Source organism: Streptomyces sp. NPDC021093, from assembly GCF_044333135.1.
Taxonomy (GTDB): domain Bacteria; phylum Actinomycetota; class Actinomycetes; order Streptomycetales; family Streptomycetaceae; genus Streptomyces.
In genome coordinates, this window is the sequence record NZ_JBIRQJ010000014.1 from 247852 (window position 1) to 261994 (window position 14143).

11 protein-coding genes and 1 pseudogene are annotated in these 14143 nt (G+C 65.9%); 5 read left to right on the forward strand and 7 right to left on the reverse strand.

The features are described from left to right. Positions 1-157: 157 nt before the first annotated feature. On the reverse strand, positions 158-1369 hold the full coding sequence (locus ACH4SP_RS36305; protein WP_398421595.1) for an NADP-dependent malic enzyme: 1212 nt from the start codon (positions 1367-1369) through the stop codon (positions 158-160). Positions 1370-1994: 625 nt separating this feature from the next. On the opposite strand from ACH4SP_RS36305, the gene ACH4SP_RS36310 reads away from it, so the two are divergent. The 3 genes from ACH4SP_RS36310 (at position 1995) to ACH4SP_RS36320 (ending at position 4778) form a co-directional block, all read left to right on the forward strand. After that, positions 1995-2954, forward strand: coding sequence for an ABC transporter substrate-binding protein (locus ACH4SP_RS36310; RefSeq protein ID WP_398421597.1), 960 nt, complete (start codon positions 1995-1997; stop codon positions 2952-2954). A gap of 94 nt (positions 2955-3048) precedes the next feature. After that, the gene (locus ACH4SP_RS36315) at positions 3049-4020 is read left to right on the forward strand and encodes an amino acid ABC transporter permease (protein ID WP_398421599.1); all 972 of its coding nucleotides are present in this window, start codon (positions 3049-3051) and stop codon (positions 4018-4020) included. After that, positions 4017-4778, forward strand: a complete 762-nt coding sequence (locus ACH4SP_RS36320) for an amino acid ABC transporter ATP-binding protein (protein WP_398421601.1) — start codon at positions 4017-4019, stop codon at positions 4776-4778. The genes ACH4SP_RS36315 and ACH4SP_RS36320 overlap by 4 nt, the downstream gene beginning before the upstream one ends. 61 nt (positions 4779-4839) lie before the next feature. Here ACH4SP_RS36320 and ACH4SP_RS36325 read toward each other — a convergent pair. Further along, positions 4840-5244 (reverse strand): annotated as a pseudogene (locus ACH4SP_RS36325) (SAM-dependent methyltransferase); the annotation flags it as partial. 954 nt (positions 5245-6198) lie between these two features. Continuing rightward, complete coding sequence (locus tag ACH4SP_RS36330; protein WP_398421602.1) at positions 6199-6768, reverse strand: hypothetical protein; 570 nt, start codon at positions 6766-6768, stop codon at positions 6199-6201. Positions 6769-6884: 116 nt separating this feature from the next. Here ACH4SP_RS36330 and ACH4SP_RS36335 point away from each other — a divergent pair, with 116 nt between their 5' ends. Together ACH4SP_RS36335 and ACH4SP_RS36340 are read left to right on the forward strand one after the other, a co-directional pair. Continuing rightward, a complete protein-coding gene (locus tag ACH4SP_RS36335; RefSeq protein ID WP_398421604.1) occupies positions 6885-7721 on the forward strand; it encodes a Scr1 family TA system antitoxin-like transcriptional regulator in 837 nt (278 codons plus the stop codon). Beyond that, on the forward strand, positions 7711-7890 hold the full coding sequence (locus tag ACH4SP_RS36340) for a DUF397 domain-containing protein (RefSeq protein ID WP_398421606.1): 180 nt from the start codon (positions 7711-7713) through the stop codon (positions 7888-7890). The genes ACH4SP_RS36335 and ACH4SP_RS36340 overlap by 11 nt, the downstream gene beginning before the upstream one ends. Positions 7891-8108: 218 nt before the next feature. On the opposite strand, the gene ACH4SP_RS36345 is transcribed toward ACH4SP_RS36340, so the two are convergent. The 4 genes from ACH4SP_RS36345 to ACH4SP_RS36360 all read right to left on the reverse strand — a co-directional run bounded on the left by ACH4SP_RS36345 (position 8109) and on the right by ACH4SP_RS36360 (position 14135). Beyond that, the gene (locus ACH4SP_RS36345; RefSeq protein WP_398421608.1) at positions 8109-9038 is read right to left on the reverse strand and encodes a major capsid protein; all 930 of its coding nucleotides are present in this window, start codon (positions 9036-9038) and stop codon (positions 8109-8111) included. Positions 9039-9093: 55 nt separating this feature from the next. Then, on the reverse strand, positions 9094-9588 hold the full coding sequence (locus ACH4SP_RS36350) for a phage terminase small subunit P27 family (RefSeq protein ID WP_398421610.1): 495 nt from the start codon (positions 9586-9588) through the stop codon (positions 9094-9096). Positions 9589-10455: 867 nt separating this feature from the next. Then, positions 10456-10953 (reverse strand): hypothetical protein, encoded by a 498-nt coding sequence (locus tag ACH4SP_RS36355; RefSeq protein WP_398421612.1) that lies wholly within the window; start codon positions 10951-10953, stop codon positions 10456-10458. A gap of 1601 nt (positions 10954-12554) precedes the next feature. Beyond that, a complete protein-coding gene (locus ACH4SP_RS36360) occupies positions 12555-14135 on the reverse strand; it encodes a recombinase family protein (protein ID WP_398421613.1) in 1581 nt (526 codons plus the stop codon). Between the last annotated feature and the right edge of the window lie 8 nt (positions 14136-14143).

Here is a 14143-nt window from a genome sequence, read left to right on the forward strand (position 1 = left end):
ACGGAGTATAGGCGCGCGATCACCCCCGCGGGCGGCCCAAGTGCCGTACCCCGCAAGCGAGTACGGGCCGCGCCCGTGCCCCCCGCACCGGGGACACGGGCGCGGCCCGTACTCGTACTCGTACTCGTACTGCAGCGACTGCTGCAGCGACCGGCGACTAGCGCCGCGCCACACCCTCCGCCCGAGCGGCAGCGGCGACCGCCGCGGTGACCGCCGGGGCGACCCGCTCGTCGAACGGCGACGGGATGACGTAGTCGGCGGCGAGCGCGTCGCCCACCACGTCCGCCAGCGCGTTCGCCGCGGCGATCTTCATGCCCTCGGTGATGCGCGAGGCGCGCACCTGGAGCGCACCGGCGAAGATGCCGGGGAAGGCGAGGACGTTGTTGATCTGGTTCGGGTAGTCCGAGCGGCCCGTGGCGACGACCGCCGCGTACTTGTGGGCGATGTCGGGGTGCACCTCGGGGTTCGGGTTCGCCATGGCGAAGACGAACGCGCCGGGGGCCATGGACGCCACCGCGGGCTCCGGGACCGTACCGCCGGAAACGCCGATGAAGACGTCCGCGCCGGCGAGCGCGGAATCGAGCGATCCGCTCAGCCCCGCCTTGTTCGTGAGCTCGGCCAGCTCGCGCTTGACCGGCGTCAGGTCGTCGCGGTCGCGGCTGACGATGCCCTTGCGGTCGGCGACGGCCACGTCACCGAGCCCGGCCTCCAGCAGGAACTTGGCGATGGCGACGCCCGCCGCGCCCGCGCCCGAGATGACGGCGCGGAGGTCGGCCAGCGAGCGGCCGGTCAGCCGGGCCGCGTTGCGCAGGGCCGCCAGGGTCACCACGGCCGTGCCGTGCTGGTCGTCGTGGAACACCGGGATGTCCAGGGCCTCCTGGAGCCGGCGCTCGATCTCGAAGCAGCGCGGGGCCGAGATGTCTTCGAGGTTGACCCCGCCGAAGGACGGGGCGAGACGGACGACCGTCTCGATGATCTCTTCGGTGCTCGTGGTCGCGAGCGCGATCGGCACCGCGTCGACGCCGCCGAACTGCTTGAAGAGGATTGCCTTGCCCTCCATCACGGGGAGGGAGGCTTCCGGACCGATGTCACCGAGGCCGAGGACCGCCGTGCCGTCGGTGACGACGGCGACGACGTTCGACTTCCAGGTGTAGTCGTTGACCAGGTCCGGCTGCTCGGCGATGGCGCTGCACACCTTGGCGACACCGGGCGTGTACGCGAGGGACAGGTCGTCCTTGTCGCGGATCGGCACGGTGGACTGGACGGCCATCTTGCCGCCCCGGTGGAGCGCGAAGGCCGGGTCGAAGGGCTCATCCGGCCCCACGCCCGTACCGGTACCGGTTTCGGGATTGACGATCTCCGCTGCCATGTTCTCTTGACCCCTTAAGTCTTCATCAGTTGAGGGTGGCCACTCCTGGTTGAGGAGGGGTGGGCGGGTCCGCGCACGTGCCCTGCCCTGGGTGGTTGGCCCACCCCGGCAGGGGGAGGTACGTGCGCGCGGGCGCGCCGCACACGCGCCCTGGGCCCCGGATGAGGGGTGTAATGGTCCTTCTTACCGGACGGGGCACACCGGCGACGAGTCCGTATCCGAGCAGTGACGGAACGTGAGCAGCGCGTCGGTGGAGTTGAGACGACTCATGATGCGATGTCGGACAAGTTCCGCAGAAGTCCGGTACTTGTCCTGTTGTGCACCTTGATTTGTGTCCGCATCGCGAGACTTGCCGGAGTTTCTCCGGTAGTAAGGCAACAACCCTGCAGAAGGTCCGGCCTTGATGTACCGGCCCGTTGGGGTTCGGGGATCACCCGTTATCTGATTTTGACATGACGGGCCCCCTTAATGACCTGGTCCGAATGGCAAGATGCCGACATCACACCTGGTCGTGTCCGGTCGTGCCACCCAGAGCCGCGTGCTCGACCGCCCCGACCTGCCCGGAGTTCCGGGCCCCGGGCCACCGGGAACACGGACATCCACCCTCATCTGCCGGAGGACCCCCATGACCGCTCTCTCCCCCCGCCGCTCGGCCGCACGGTCCCGAATAGCCGCGGTCGGCGCGCTCGCGGTCGCCGGAGCCCTGGTTCTCACCGGCTGCGGCGACCAGACCGGTGCCGGTGACGGCGACGGCAAGGCCAAGGACGGCGGGAAGGGCAACGCGCTGTTCGCCAAGCTCCCCGAGGCGGTCCAGAAGAAGGGCACCCTGGAGATCGGCACCAACGCCGAGTACGCCCCGATGGAGTCCAAGGAGGGCGGCCAGATCGTCGGTGTCGACCCGGACATCGCCGCCGCGCTGGGCGAGAAGCTGGGCGTCAAGGTGAAGTTCACCGACGCGAAGTTCGACACCCTGGTCACCGGTGTCAACGCGGGCCGCTACGACCTGGCGATGTCGTCCATCACGGACACCAAGGCCCGCCAGGAGGGTCTGGACGAGAAGGGCAAGAAGCTCGGCTCGGGCGTCGACTTCGTGGACTACTTCATCGCCGGCACCGCCGTGTACGTGAAGAAGGGCAACCCGCAGGGCATCAAGTCCATCGAGGACCTCTGCGGCAAGGGCGCGGCCGTCCAGCAGGGCACCACGTACGAGGCCGCCCTGAAGACCGCGTCCAAGAAGTGCACCGACGGCGGCAAGCCGGCCATCAAGATCGAGTCGTTCGAGAACGACACCGAGGCGCAGACCCGGGTGCGGGCCGGCGGTGCGGCGGCCGGTGTCAACGACTACCCGGTGGCGGTGGACCTGGTCCGCAAGGCCGGTGGCGGCAAGACCTTCGAGATCGTCGGCGAGCAGTACGAGGCGGGCCCGTTCGGCATCGCCGTCGACAAGAAGAACACCAAGCTGCGGGACGCCGTCAAGGAAGCCCTCGACGCGATCATCAAGGACGGCTCCTACAAGAAGGTGCTGGAGAAGTGGGGCGCCCAGACCGGCGCGATCGACGCCGCCGCTGTCAACAGCGGCAAGTGACCGGTCTCGGACACAGCGGCGTACGCGTCCGGCGCAGGCGTCCGGCACGCGTGAGCGACGTACCACTGAGCAGCACCACTGAAGGGCAGTCGTCATGACTGAGAAGTTCAGCAAGGAGCCCGCGGACACACCTCCCGCAGGGCACTCGGGTGCGACGACGGTCACCCCGTCGCCGTCCGTCCCGGCCGAGGCCATCAAGGCCATCCCCGTACGCCACTACGGGCGTTGGGTCAGCGGCGTGATCGTGGTCGCGCTGCTGCTCCTGCTCGGCTACTCGTTCTCGCAGGGCGAGATCCAGTGGGGTGCCGTCACCGACAAGCTCTTCGACGACACGGTCGTCGCGGGCGCCGGGCGCACCCTGCTGATCAGCGTGCTCGCCATGGCGATGGGCGTGGTGCTGGGCATCGTGCTGGCCGTGATGCGGCTCTCGAAGAACCCGGTGACCAGCGGGGTCGCCTGGCTCTACATCTGGTTCTTCCGCGGCACGCCGGTCTACCTCCAGCTGCTGCTGTGGTTCAACCTGGCGCTGATCTTCCCCGTCCTCAACCTCGGTCCTCTCTACAAGGACGAGATGACGGACGTGATGACCCCGTTCCTGTGCGCGCTCCTGGGCCTCGGCCTCAACGAGGCCGCGTACATGGCGGAGATCTGCCGGGCCGGTCTGCTGGCCGTCGACGAGGGCCAGACCGAGGCCTCGCAGGCGCTCGGCATGAGCCAGGGCAAGACCCTGCGCCGCATCGTGATCCCGCAGGCGATGCGGGTGATCGTGCCGCCGACCGGCAACGAGTTCATCAACATGCTGAAGACCTCGGCGCTGGTGTACGCGGTGACGTACAACGAACTGCTGCGCTCGACGTCGGCGATCGGCTCGACGTCGTACGCCGTGATGGAGATGCTCTTCGTCGCGGCCCTCTGGTACCTGGTGATGACGAGCGTGTTCAGCGTCTTCCAGTTCTACCTGGAGCGGCGGTACGCGCGCGGCTCGCTGCGCTCGCTGCCGGACACCCCGTGGCAGAAGATCAAGGCGAACCTGCTCGGCCTGGGCAGTGAGAGGGGCACCCGATGACCGCCATGGTGAAGGCCGAGGGCGTACGCAAGTCCTTCGGCCACACGGAGGTGCTCAAGGGCATCAGCCTGGAGGTCGCCACCGGTGAGGTGTTCTGCCTGGTCGGCCCGTCGGGCTCCGGCAAGTCGACCTTCCTGCGGTGCATCAACCACCTGGAGAAGGTCAACGCGGGCCGCCTCTCGGTCGACGGCCAGCTGGTCGGCTACCGGCAGAAGGGCGACAAGCTGTACGAGCTGAAGGACAGCGAGGTCGCCCGCCAGCGCCGGGACATCGGCATGGTCTTCCAGCGCTTCAACCTGTTCCCGCACATGACAGCGCTGGAGAACGTCATGGAGGCGCCCGTACAGGTCAAGGGCGACACCAAGGCGGTCGCCCGCGAGCGCGCGAAGAAGCTGCTCGACCGGGTCGGCCTCGCCGACAAGGCCGGCAACTACCCGTCCCAGCTCTCCGGCGGACAGCAGCAACGCGTCGCGATCGCACGGGCGTTGGCGATGGAACCGAAGCTGATGCTCTTCGACGAGCCGACGTCCGCGCTCGACCCGGAGCTGGTCGGCGACGTACTGGACGTGATGCGCTCCCTCGCCGAGGACGGCATGACGATGATCGTCGTGACGCACGAGATGGGCTTCGCGCGGGAGGTCGGCGACTCCCTCGTCTTCATGGACGAGGGCGTGGTCGTGGAATCCGGCAGCCCGCGGGACGTACTGACCAATCCGCAGCACGACCGGACGAAGTCGTTCCTGTCCAAGGTGCTGTAGGCGCACGCTCATGACGGAGGGGCGGTACGGACTTCCGTACCGCCCCTTTGTCGCGCACGCCCTACTTGACCGCGAGCACCAGCGCGTCGGAGGGCGACGACCACACCGCCCGCGCCTCCCCGAACCCGGCCGCCCGCAGCGTCGCCGCGTGCCACTCCACCGAGGGGGTCTCGCCGTCCGCGTGCTCACCGAAGATCGCGAAACGCTCGGCGGTGGGGGCCGCCAACTCCGGGTCGGCGGCGGCCAGTTCCCACCACTGGGCCCAGTCCCGCACCTCCCCGCCCTTCGTACGCTCCATCACCGCGTGCCGCAGCGCCCGCTCAGCGGCATTGATCCGCGGGGTCGTCGGATCCTTCATCCGGTCCGCGTTCATGAACACCCCTCCCGCACGCACCAGTTCACCGAGCTGCCCGTACAGCGTGCCGAGCGGTCCCAGCTTCAGCCAGTGCAGCGCGGTGGCGGTCAGGAACACCCTCTAATCACACTGTAGCCAGACAGCACACCCGGGTACAGACCAGCCCCGCCCACGCGCCACGGAGAGGCACACGGACGGGGCTTCTAACGGCCGGGAATACGACCCCCGTCAGCAGCCGAAGCCGTGTCCGCAGCTCTGACAGGTGCACCAGTTGCCTGACTTGGTAGCTGTACCCCCGCATTGGGAGCAGTGCATTCCCGGGCAGGGGTCGGGGACTCGTCGGGGTCGTCGGGCCCACAGCGACCGCAGATGGCGTCCACCTCGACGGGAGTCAGTCCCGACCCTCGGAAGCTTGGGTCCAGTCGGCCTATCACTTCCTTTGGCCCGTCGCACTTCCGGCAAACCAAGGCCGACGGGTCCGCTCCCTGCTTGACCATGCGGACAATCCGCGCAACTGCTTCGGCGTCCCTCTCGCTTTGCACGTATGACTCCCACGCTCACAGGTAGCCTCCTTCTCCTGCACCCCACTATGGGGCGGGGTAGTTGAGTTGCGTGATGTGCTTCCGTGGTCTCACTCGAACGTGTGCCCCGTCCCCTCCTAGAGCCGCTAGGAGAAGCTGGGGCCTTGCGGTTTGTGCTCCGCCCCGGTTGTCCTCGAACCACCAAGAACACAACCGGGGCGGAGCCTTACCCGTCCGCCGGGCATCATCCCGGGGTGCGCCGGGCCCCCCTGATCATCAACGGGCGGGGTCTTGAGCCATCCCCCGGCCGGGAAGCCAAGCCATAGGGGGAACCGGGTTCAACCAGCCAGGGGATGGAGTCAGTTGGGGGACGGCAGCCGCGTGTGACAGGCGGGGCACCGCCGGTTGCCCTTCGTCCAGAGAACGACTCTCCGGCAGCGCGGATTCGGGCAAGTCAACGTCACCTCACCGCCCTTGCTGCGATCAGGGCCACCACGCCCACGAACAGCGCGAACATCACGATGCCGCCGAGTCTGGTCACTGGTCATGAGCCCCGAAGCATCCGATGGAGAAGCTGTGTTGCGCACTCCACCGCGCCGACATCAACCCGTCCCAGGTCCAGCTTCATGCGGCCCAGCGGGTCGGCGTGGATCTCCGCTTCCGGCATGTTCAGCCCGATCGCGTGCAGGGCGGCGCGTAGGCGGTCCAAGGTGGTCCTGGCCCGCTTTTCCTCTGCCGCATCAGGCTGTGCCCAGAGCAGTTGGCAGTGCGTCCGCAGGACGTCCCAGTACATACCGGTGTCCTGAATGAGGCTCAGCATGTCGCCGTTCTGCTGCATCACTTTGGCGTCAGCAGACCTGATTGTGTCGGTCACCCAGTAGCCGTTTTCGATGTGCTGCCTGCGTTGCAGGAGACTCGCCAGCCGACTGGCGCTGATCATGTCGATGGCACCCATGTACAGCAGTGGGACGCCGTCGGGGTTGGCAACGACCCGCATGTCCCTGGTTCCGACCAGCTTCGCGTTGAGGCCCGCTTTGATGTCCCGGTACAGGCCATCCACGTAGCGTGCTTGCCGGGCCTCGGGTGTCTCTGTCTCCTGCACAGGGGCCGTCATCGTCAGCTCTCTTCCTTGCGAACTCCGCTGTCCTAGTTACAGGTTGACTACGCATCCGTACGATCACTAGTAGTTGCACCCGGACAAACGGGTTGTCCGGTTGAGGGGGGGAGAGGATGCCGGAACACGAAGAGCCGGACGGCGCGCAGGACCCACGTAGCTTCTGGCACGCGGAGATCAAGCGCCTCCGAGAGAAGGCGGGGTGGCTACAAGAAGACCTTGCACGGGAGATCAACGTCTCTGAGGACTACGTGAGTCGCCTCGAACGAGGGGTTCGGCCTCCCACGCGTGAACTGTCGATACGACTCGACCAGGCCCTCAAGACCGACGGCCATTTCGTCCGCCTCTTCGTTCTCCTTGAGAGTGCCGGAACGATCCCGTCGTTCTTCGCCTACGTCGCTGAGACGCTGAAGACGGCGGCCCGTATCGAAGCGTTCGAACCGAACTTGATGCCCGGACTGCTTCAAACCCCTGAGTACGCACGTGAAGTGTTCAAGGCCGTATGGCCATATCGCGCTCCGGAGAAGATTCAGAGCATGGTGGACGATCGCATGGGGCTTGCTTCGATCCTCGATCGAGAGGACCGGCCCGAGTTCTGGACCATCCTTGGTGAGAGTGTCATCCGGGACGTTCTTCCCTGTGGGGTCATGCGGGACCAGCTTGTGCACGTCCTCGACATGGCGGAGCAGGGCAAGGTGGTGGTGCAGCTCCTACCGGCCGACGTAGGGATGCATGCCCTGAAGACCGGGTCGCTGTGGATTCTGACCTCTGACGATGGCTCGCAGCTTGCGTACACCGAAGGGCCTCACGCGGGCCATACCATGGACTCCCCAGCTGAGCTTGCGAACTGCCGAAGGTCATACGATCTGGTACGAGCCGCTGCGTTGCCGCCGGTAGCGTCTCTCGCACGGATCAGGACGGCGCTGGAGGAACTGAAGCACCATGGCGATTGACCCGAACTGGCACAAGTCCAGCTACAGCGGAGGCGAAGGTGGAGCCTGCATTGAGGTCGCTGAGAACGTCCTCGGCGCCACGATGTTCCGTGACACGAAGATCGAGAACAGCCCGATCATCACCGTGGAAGACTCGACCTGGGGCATGTTCCTGACCCTGATCAAGTAGTCGCCGCCCTGGGATACCTGAACGCTGAACGGCCCCGTCACAACGCCCGTGGCGGGGCTTTCGGCGACCCCGGAACCCGTACACAGCGAGAGCGGCCAACATGCTGCGGGCACTCAACGCACCGTTGCGAGGCCCCTCCCCTCCCCGGACGGACACGACCAAAGCCCCCGTCCCCGCCGCCCATGAGGGTGACGAGCACGGGGGCTCTGTGATGTGGGTCAGCCGTTGAGGACGTTGGTCAGACGTGCGGCTGCCTTGCCGCCGAAAACGCCCACCCCACAGTAGAACTCGATGCGGGTGCGGTACGCGGGCTTGATGGTGAGCTGCCCGAGGTCGTCGACCTGGATTCCGCCGTTGGTCAGTCCTGTCACGGCCTGGTCGTCCTCGTCCTGACCGAAGCGCACAGCGAACATCTCCGAGCCGTTCACGGTCGGCGGAAGGATGTCCGCCCCGGTGCGGGTCTGACCGGCATCAAGGATCGGAATGCCGTTGTACCGGGTGACTTCCTTCCGCGTCAGGTCCTCACGGATCTGCTCCACTCCGCCGACCCGGCGGGCAGCCGCGCGGATCTTCCCGATCACCAGGGCGTTGGTGTAGATCGCACCGTTGCCCCCGGTGAGTCCAGGCACGGCGCCAACCAACTCGTCCAGCTTGTCGAAGAAGGCGAGGGTGTCAGTACTGCCGTTGCCGACCACGGGCACGTTCGCGTTCAGGATCTGTGCGCCGGCGAGCCGCTTGCGCAGACCCTCGAAGCTCTTCGGGTTCTGGGAAACGTCGCCGTTGAAGAACGTGTCATCGAATGTCCGCGCCGCTGACTTGACCTTCATCGCAGTCTGTACCGCGCGGAGATCATTCACGTTGCCCCGGGTGCGCACGTCGAAGGTGTCCACGTCCGCATCTCCACCGAGGATGACCAGAGATTCGAACTTCTGGTTCACGACGCCGGTGGACTCGGTGTAGCCCTCCCCGACGGACCGGAACGCGACCCCGGGCAGTACGGCTTCCTCGTTGTAGGCGTAGGCGTTGCCTTCGATGGTCAGCAGCGGGATTCGATCCAGCACGCTGGACGCCTGAATGAACGTCTCGATCACGCCGCGCTGAAGCTGAGCAGTCGAGAACTTCGCGGACTCGGCAAGGGTCAAAGCCATAGGTGTGTCTCCTGGTAAGCAAAAAGTGGGACGTTCGGATTGGGTGGGTGCGGGGTCAGTCCCACACGTCCGACTCGTCGTCGGTTTCCGGTGTCGTGATGGCGGTGCGTGCGCTGGGCGAGAGCCCGAGTTCACGGATGTAGCGGGCGAGTTGGGAGCGGTACTGTCCGGCGATCGTGGTAGCCCCGTTCTTCTGCCACCCGCGCTCGCCCCGGACGAGCAGCCCGTTCGCGGATAGTTCGCGCTCGCACTGGTCGATACGGGCGACGGTGACGCAGTAGTCCTTCAACACGGTCGTGTCGGTGTCCCCGAGCCCGACCGCGAGTTTCAGCACGGGGACGACGCGCTTCCACTCCTGTGCGGCGACCAGTCGACACCGGGCGTTGATGGCTTCTTGTTCGGGGTCATCGGCGGGGCGGAATGTGTCGCGCCAGTCAGGCTCGGCGAGTTCACCGGGGGGCACCTTCACGCTCTCCGGTACGGGCCGCTTGCCGGGGTTTCCCTCGCGGACTACTTGCAGTGCGGGTTTCCTCCGCCACGGGTCGGCCATGGGCACTTCCTTTCTGTGTTTCGGGCATGCCGAAGGGGCCGCGCAAACGGCTCTGGTTGCGGTGCTGGTTCGTCGCCTCCCTGCCGCTCAACTAGTGCGAGAGGAGGGGGTACCCGCCTGGTCGGGGTCACTGCCGACGGGGCTGGACCCTCTCGGCAGCCCAACCACCCGGTTGAAGCCGCGCGGTCTCGCGGTTGTGGCACGACGTGCACAGCGGACGCAGATGCTTGAACGCATCCGGTGTCGACTCACCCCGAGCAACCAACTCGCGTCGGCTCAAAGGGAAGTGGTCGGCAACGTTCGCAGTGCGCGAGCAGAGCACGCACCACGGGTTGGCGTACAGGAACGCCTTACGGACTCGCTGCCATCGTGTGGTGTAGACAGCTCCACCACGTGACGCACGTTCTCGGTTCGCCTCACGAGCATGAGCAGGGCAGCGACCGCCAGTTGTCAGCTCGGGGCACCCAGGGACAGAGCAAGGGGGGCGGGGTTTGCGGGGCAGGGGGGTCACCTCCGAGCGGGTGTGAGTGAATAGCAAAGCTGCGGTATGTGCGGTTACTTAGTGTCAATGCTTGGAGGATTGCACCTACTGCCGTTCACTTACGCCTCAGTATTTGGAGGTTCGTATGTGACGACGTTCCCTATCAAGCCTCTTGGCAAAGCGTTGACGCCACGGTGCAGTAGAGCCATGACAAAGAACCAAACCCACAACGATTCAGGCCCGAGCTTCGAACTACGTTGGGGTGGGTTGCACTTGACCATTCAGCGGCTGCCCGTATGGCTTATCTCGTTGGTCACCGCAGCGGGCAGCATCGGGGCCGCGTGGTGGGTGGGGCAGTGAACGGAGGGCATGCCCGGCATGGCGGTTCAGTCCGTTCCGGTGATGTACGCGTCACGGTCGGCCCGGCGCTGGTCGGCTTCCGCCGTGGCGATGGCCCGTGCGTGCTCGTCGGCGAGCCTGGTCACGTCGCCCATCAGGTTGGCATCCCCGACGGTGACGGCTGCCACAGCCCGGTAGTCAGCTCCTGTGTTCACTGCTGCGTTCTGCGCTTCGACCGACACGTCCCACGCCCGGTAGCGGGCTGCCCGCATCTGTGCCCAAGCCTGGAACCACGGCTCAGCACCGAGCAGTTCCCTAAAACGCTCCTGCGGCCCAGTACCGCTGCGGCGGACGCTCTCGGCGTCCTGGTACCGGTTGTCGAACACCCGGGCGTCGTACGCCTTGCTGCGCTCGTCCTGGCGGGCGGCCTCGGCTTCCTGCGCAGCGTGCAGTTCAGCTTCCGCAGCGGCAAGCGGGGACGCGCTCTTCTCGGCGCTCGCACGGAGCTTGGCAACCTTCGCGGCCAGCGTCTCAAGATTCGTCATGGTGTGATGCCGCCCCACTGTCGGGCGGGCTTCCTTCCTTCTGGTTTCGGGCATGAAAAAGCCCCCGTGATCTGTCAGGGGGAACCGGTCTTGCTATGCGAGTTGTCGGGTCTTGCGTTTGCGGTAGTCGGCCTGTTTGCACCGGGCCGAACAGAACCGTCTAGGGCGGCCTCTTCCGGTCCATCCGGCGCTCTCATCACAATGGGCGCACCGGGCGGCCTTGCGGTCCTCTAGGGCGAACTCAGCGGCCTCTATGAGGTCTTCCTGTGCGTTGATGCAGTCGTATCCCGCTTCCTCGTTGTAGTCGCAGAACCGCTTGCGCGGGTGCCACACCTCGAACAGCTCGCCGCACAGCGGGCATGGCTTCATGGGTGGAAGCTCTCGGGTTTGCTTGGCACGGTGGGCTGCCTGTCGGCAGGCGGGCGAGCAGAACCTCTCTTGCCTGCCGGTCAGGTACTCGCCGCAGCGTTCACAGCGGTCTAACCGGTCAGCATCGGAGTAGTAACCCACGAGCGTCCCCTCTGAGGTGTGCGACCAATCAGAATGACGTGTCACAGTCCCCGGTTCTTTCTTAGATTTCTTAGTTCTTTCTATTTTTTGTTACGCGTCAAAAAAATAAGTAACTCAGCACCCTTCCACCTCCCTCCGCTGCTGCTTGTCGAGTCGGGCAGCCCAGCCCCGGCAGGCGCCGGAGCAGAACCGAGGCGGCCGCCCACGGCCCCCGTAGGACACCCGGACACCGCATCCGTGGCGCGCACACTCCGGCCCCTGCGACAGGCGTTCTGCCAGGCGTAGGGCAGCGTCCACGAGCCGGTGCACGTTTGCCGCGCTGCCCTCGCCCCGGTGGGCCAGCGCCAGCGCTGCCGCCTCGGTGCGCGCCAGTGTCCGTATCAGAGCGTCATGTTGGGTTGCACTCATGGGCCTCCCTTGCTTGCTTGTAGTCGTGCTGGTGGTCAGCACGCTTGCGCCGATGGTGAGGACGCTCCCTTCCGGGTTTCGGGGAGAGCGAGGGTTTCTTCTGCCCCATCAGTAGGGACCAAGGGATTCCGGAACCCTTTGCCCCCGCAGTAGGGACCAAGGGGTTCCGGAACCTGTGCCCCAGTAGTAGGGACCGAGAGGTTCCCGCCTCCTCAGTGGTAGGGACCGAGGGGGGTCCGAGAAGCGGGACGCACAACGCAAAGCAAACCTGTGACCTGCATCACTTAACGGCGCAGGAAGCCCCTCCCTGCGCCGAGGGACGGTCGAAGGTTTCCCGAGTACCGCCCCTCACTATGTTGTAGGGATCAACGATCGCCTGCGATATCGGGATGGAGGTCACATACAGGCAGTAACGGGTGTGCAACCTTCACATGTTTTTCACTCTTCGATGGTGGGGTCGAGGTCGCCGCTATCCGCGATCATGACGCGCCGGGTGCCGAGCTTGCGCCACCCGCCCGGGGTTCCCAGGACTGGCAACGACGGCCCTGCCCGACGACAGCAACGGGGGAAACCATCGGGCCATCATTCGAAGCCACGCATGCCCCCAGGGGCGCCGAACGGCCCGCCACCGGGGGAAATCCCGGCAACGGGCCGCAAGGGGTACTGGGGGCCAAGTAGGACTCTCAGCAGTGCTCTTCGAACTCCTCAAGGTCGGCCGCCGCTTCCAGTTCGGCGCGTTCCCTTGCCGCCTTCGCATCCAACTCTCGCTGCTCCGGAGAGAGCCCCGTTCTGCGAATCCGATGCTTCGCGCCCCGAGGATGGAGAGTCACGCGAACGTCGTACCCGTTCAGGATCTCTCTACGGGCCGCATCATCGGATGCGGCGTTCCACTCGTCCTCGATGGTTCGCCCAAGTGATATCCACCGCATTCCCGCCGGACGCTCGGGAAGCTTCTTCAACTCCTCGATCTCTCGGGTCATCCGTGCGTACTCGGACCGATACCACTCCGTATCGGATTCCGATTCATACAGCCCCGCTTGGCGGTCACCTCGCAACCGCGTGCGGTCAGCCTCTATCTCGGCAGCACGAGCGGCATACCCTGTGCCGGGATCGAATTCCTTGCGCATGAGCTGATGGAATCCGTACTCGGCGAGGAACCAGTCCGCAACTTCCCTATCCATCAAGGGAACGGACATGGTGGGGGCCGGCTTGCAGTGGGCCGACGACGCAACTCCACGCGTGCGGGCGGTACAGCCGTAAGACGGGTTCTGACCCGACCGCGCCACCATGTAGAGCCGGTGCCCACACGCGCCGCAGAACGCGACTCCTGAAAGCAACCGAACCCCTTTCGGGGCGCGTGTGCCCGTCCACTTCGGGGCCGTCCTCGCAATCAGCGCATCACGGGTGGCACGGTCCCACAGAGGATCGGCGATCCGTACGCCATGCCCGTCCGGCCCGATGACGGGGCGTTCGTCATGCATGAGGTAGCCCAACGACGCCTCACTGATCAGCATTCGCTTGAGAGCCTTGGCGTTCCACAAGGCCCCTGTGGGCTTGCGCCCATACATCACCGCACGGTGATCGGCGGGAGAGAGCACCCCGGCACGGTTGAGCCGCGCGGCTTCGGTGTGGACGGTCACTTTCCCGGTTTCGTCCGCGAGGATGCGTTCCGCCACGTCGCGGAGAATCAGCGACGCAACCGGGTCCAGCTCGACACGATCTACGTTGCCCGTGGGAATGGTGCGCACAAACTGGTAGCCGTATCGGTTCTTCTGCTTCGGCTGTCCGGCGGTGCGCGCCCGCTTGGTCTCGTCACGGTTGCGCTTCTGGATGGCCCGCAACTCCATCTGCGCACCGAACGACTCCATGGACAGCCGCATTTCGTCGGCGGGGTCATCCAGGTTCCACGGGCCGTCGTGCCCGTGGGTGATGAGCAGACGGCCGGACTCGTGAACCATGTAGGCCGTGTTCAGTACGTCCCGCTGGTTGCGTCCGATCCGGTCCACCGCCGATCCGGCGATACCGTCGTACGGGCCCATCTCTTCCCGCAGCCACGGGCCGAGCTTCGGCCGGGTCACAGGGTCCGTAGCCCCCGATACTTCCCAGTCGTCGGCCCACGCGATGACGTGTCCTCCGACTGCTTCAACGGCGCCGAGTACCTGATTGAGCTGCTTCTCAGGGCTGTTGGTCGAATCTGACTTACGAGAGAGGCGACGCACCCCCACCAGGCACTTACCGCACCCGTCGTACTCCGTCGTGATCATGCGATCCA

Bases quoted from the DNA above. Each gene is read 5' to 3' on its own strand.
- ACH4SP_RS36305 (WP_398421595.1), bottom strand. From the start codon at position 1,369: ATGGCAGCGGAGATCGTCAATCCCGAAACCGGTACCGGTACGGGCGTG.
- ACH4SP_RS36355 (WP_398421612.1), bottom strand. From the start codon at position 10,953: ATGACGAATCTTGAGACGCTGGCCGCGAAGGTTGCCAAGCTCCGTGCG.
- ACH4SP_RS36315 (WP_398421599.1), top strand. From the start codon at position 3,049: ATGACTGAGAAGTTCAGCAAGGAGCCCGCGGACACACCTCCCGCAGGG.
- ACH4SP_RS36320 (WP_398421601.1), top strand. From the start codon at position 4,017: ATGACCGCCATGGTGAAGGCCGAGGGCGTACGCAAGTCCTTCGGCCAC.
- ACH4SP_RS36330 (WP_398421602.1), bottom strand. From the start codon at position 6,768: ATGACGGCCCCTGTGCAGGAGACAGAGACACCCGAGGCCCGGCAAGCA.
- ACH4SP_RS36350 (WP_398421610.1), bottom strand. From the start codon at position 9,588: ATGGCCGACCCGTGGCGGAGGAAACCCGCACTGCAAGTAGTCCGCGAG.
- ACH4SP_RS36340 (WP_398421606.1), top strand. From the start codon at position 7,711: ATGGCGATTGACCCGAACTGGCACAAGTCCAGCTACAGCGGAGGCGAA.
- ACH4SP_RS36310 (WP_398421597.1), top strand. From the start codon at position 1,995: ATGACCGCTCTCTCCCCCCGCCGCTCGGCCGCACGGTCCCGAATAGCC.
- ACH4SP_RS36360 (WP_398421613.1), bottom strand. From the start codon at position 14,135: ATGATCACGACGGAGTACGACGGGTGCGGTAAGTGCCTGGTGGGGGTG.
- ACH4SP_RS36335 (WP_398421604.1), top strand. From the start codon at position 6,885: ATGCCGGAACACGAAGAGCCGGACGGCGCGCAGGACCCACGTAGCTTC.
- ACH4SP_RS36345 (WP_398421608.1), bottom strand. From the start codon at position 9,038: ATGGCTTTGACCCTTGCCGAGTCCGCGAAGTTCTCGACTGCTCAGCTT.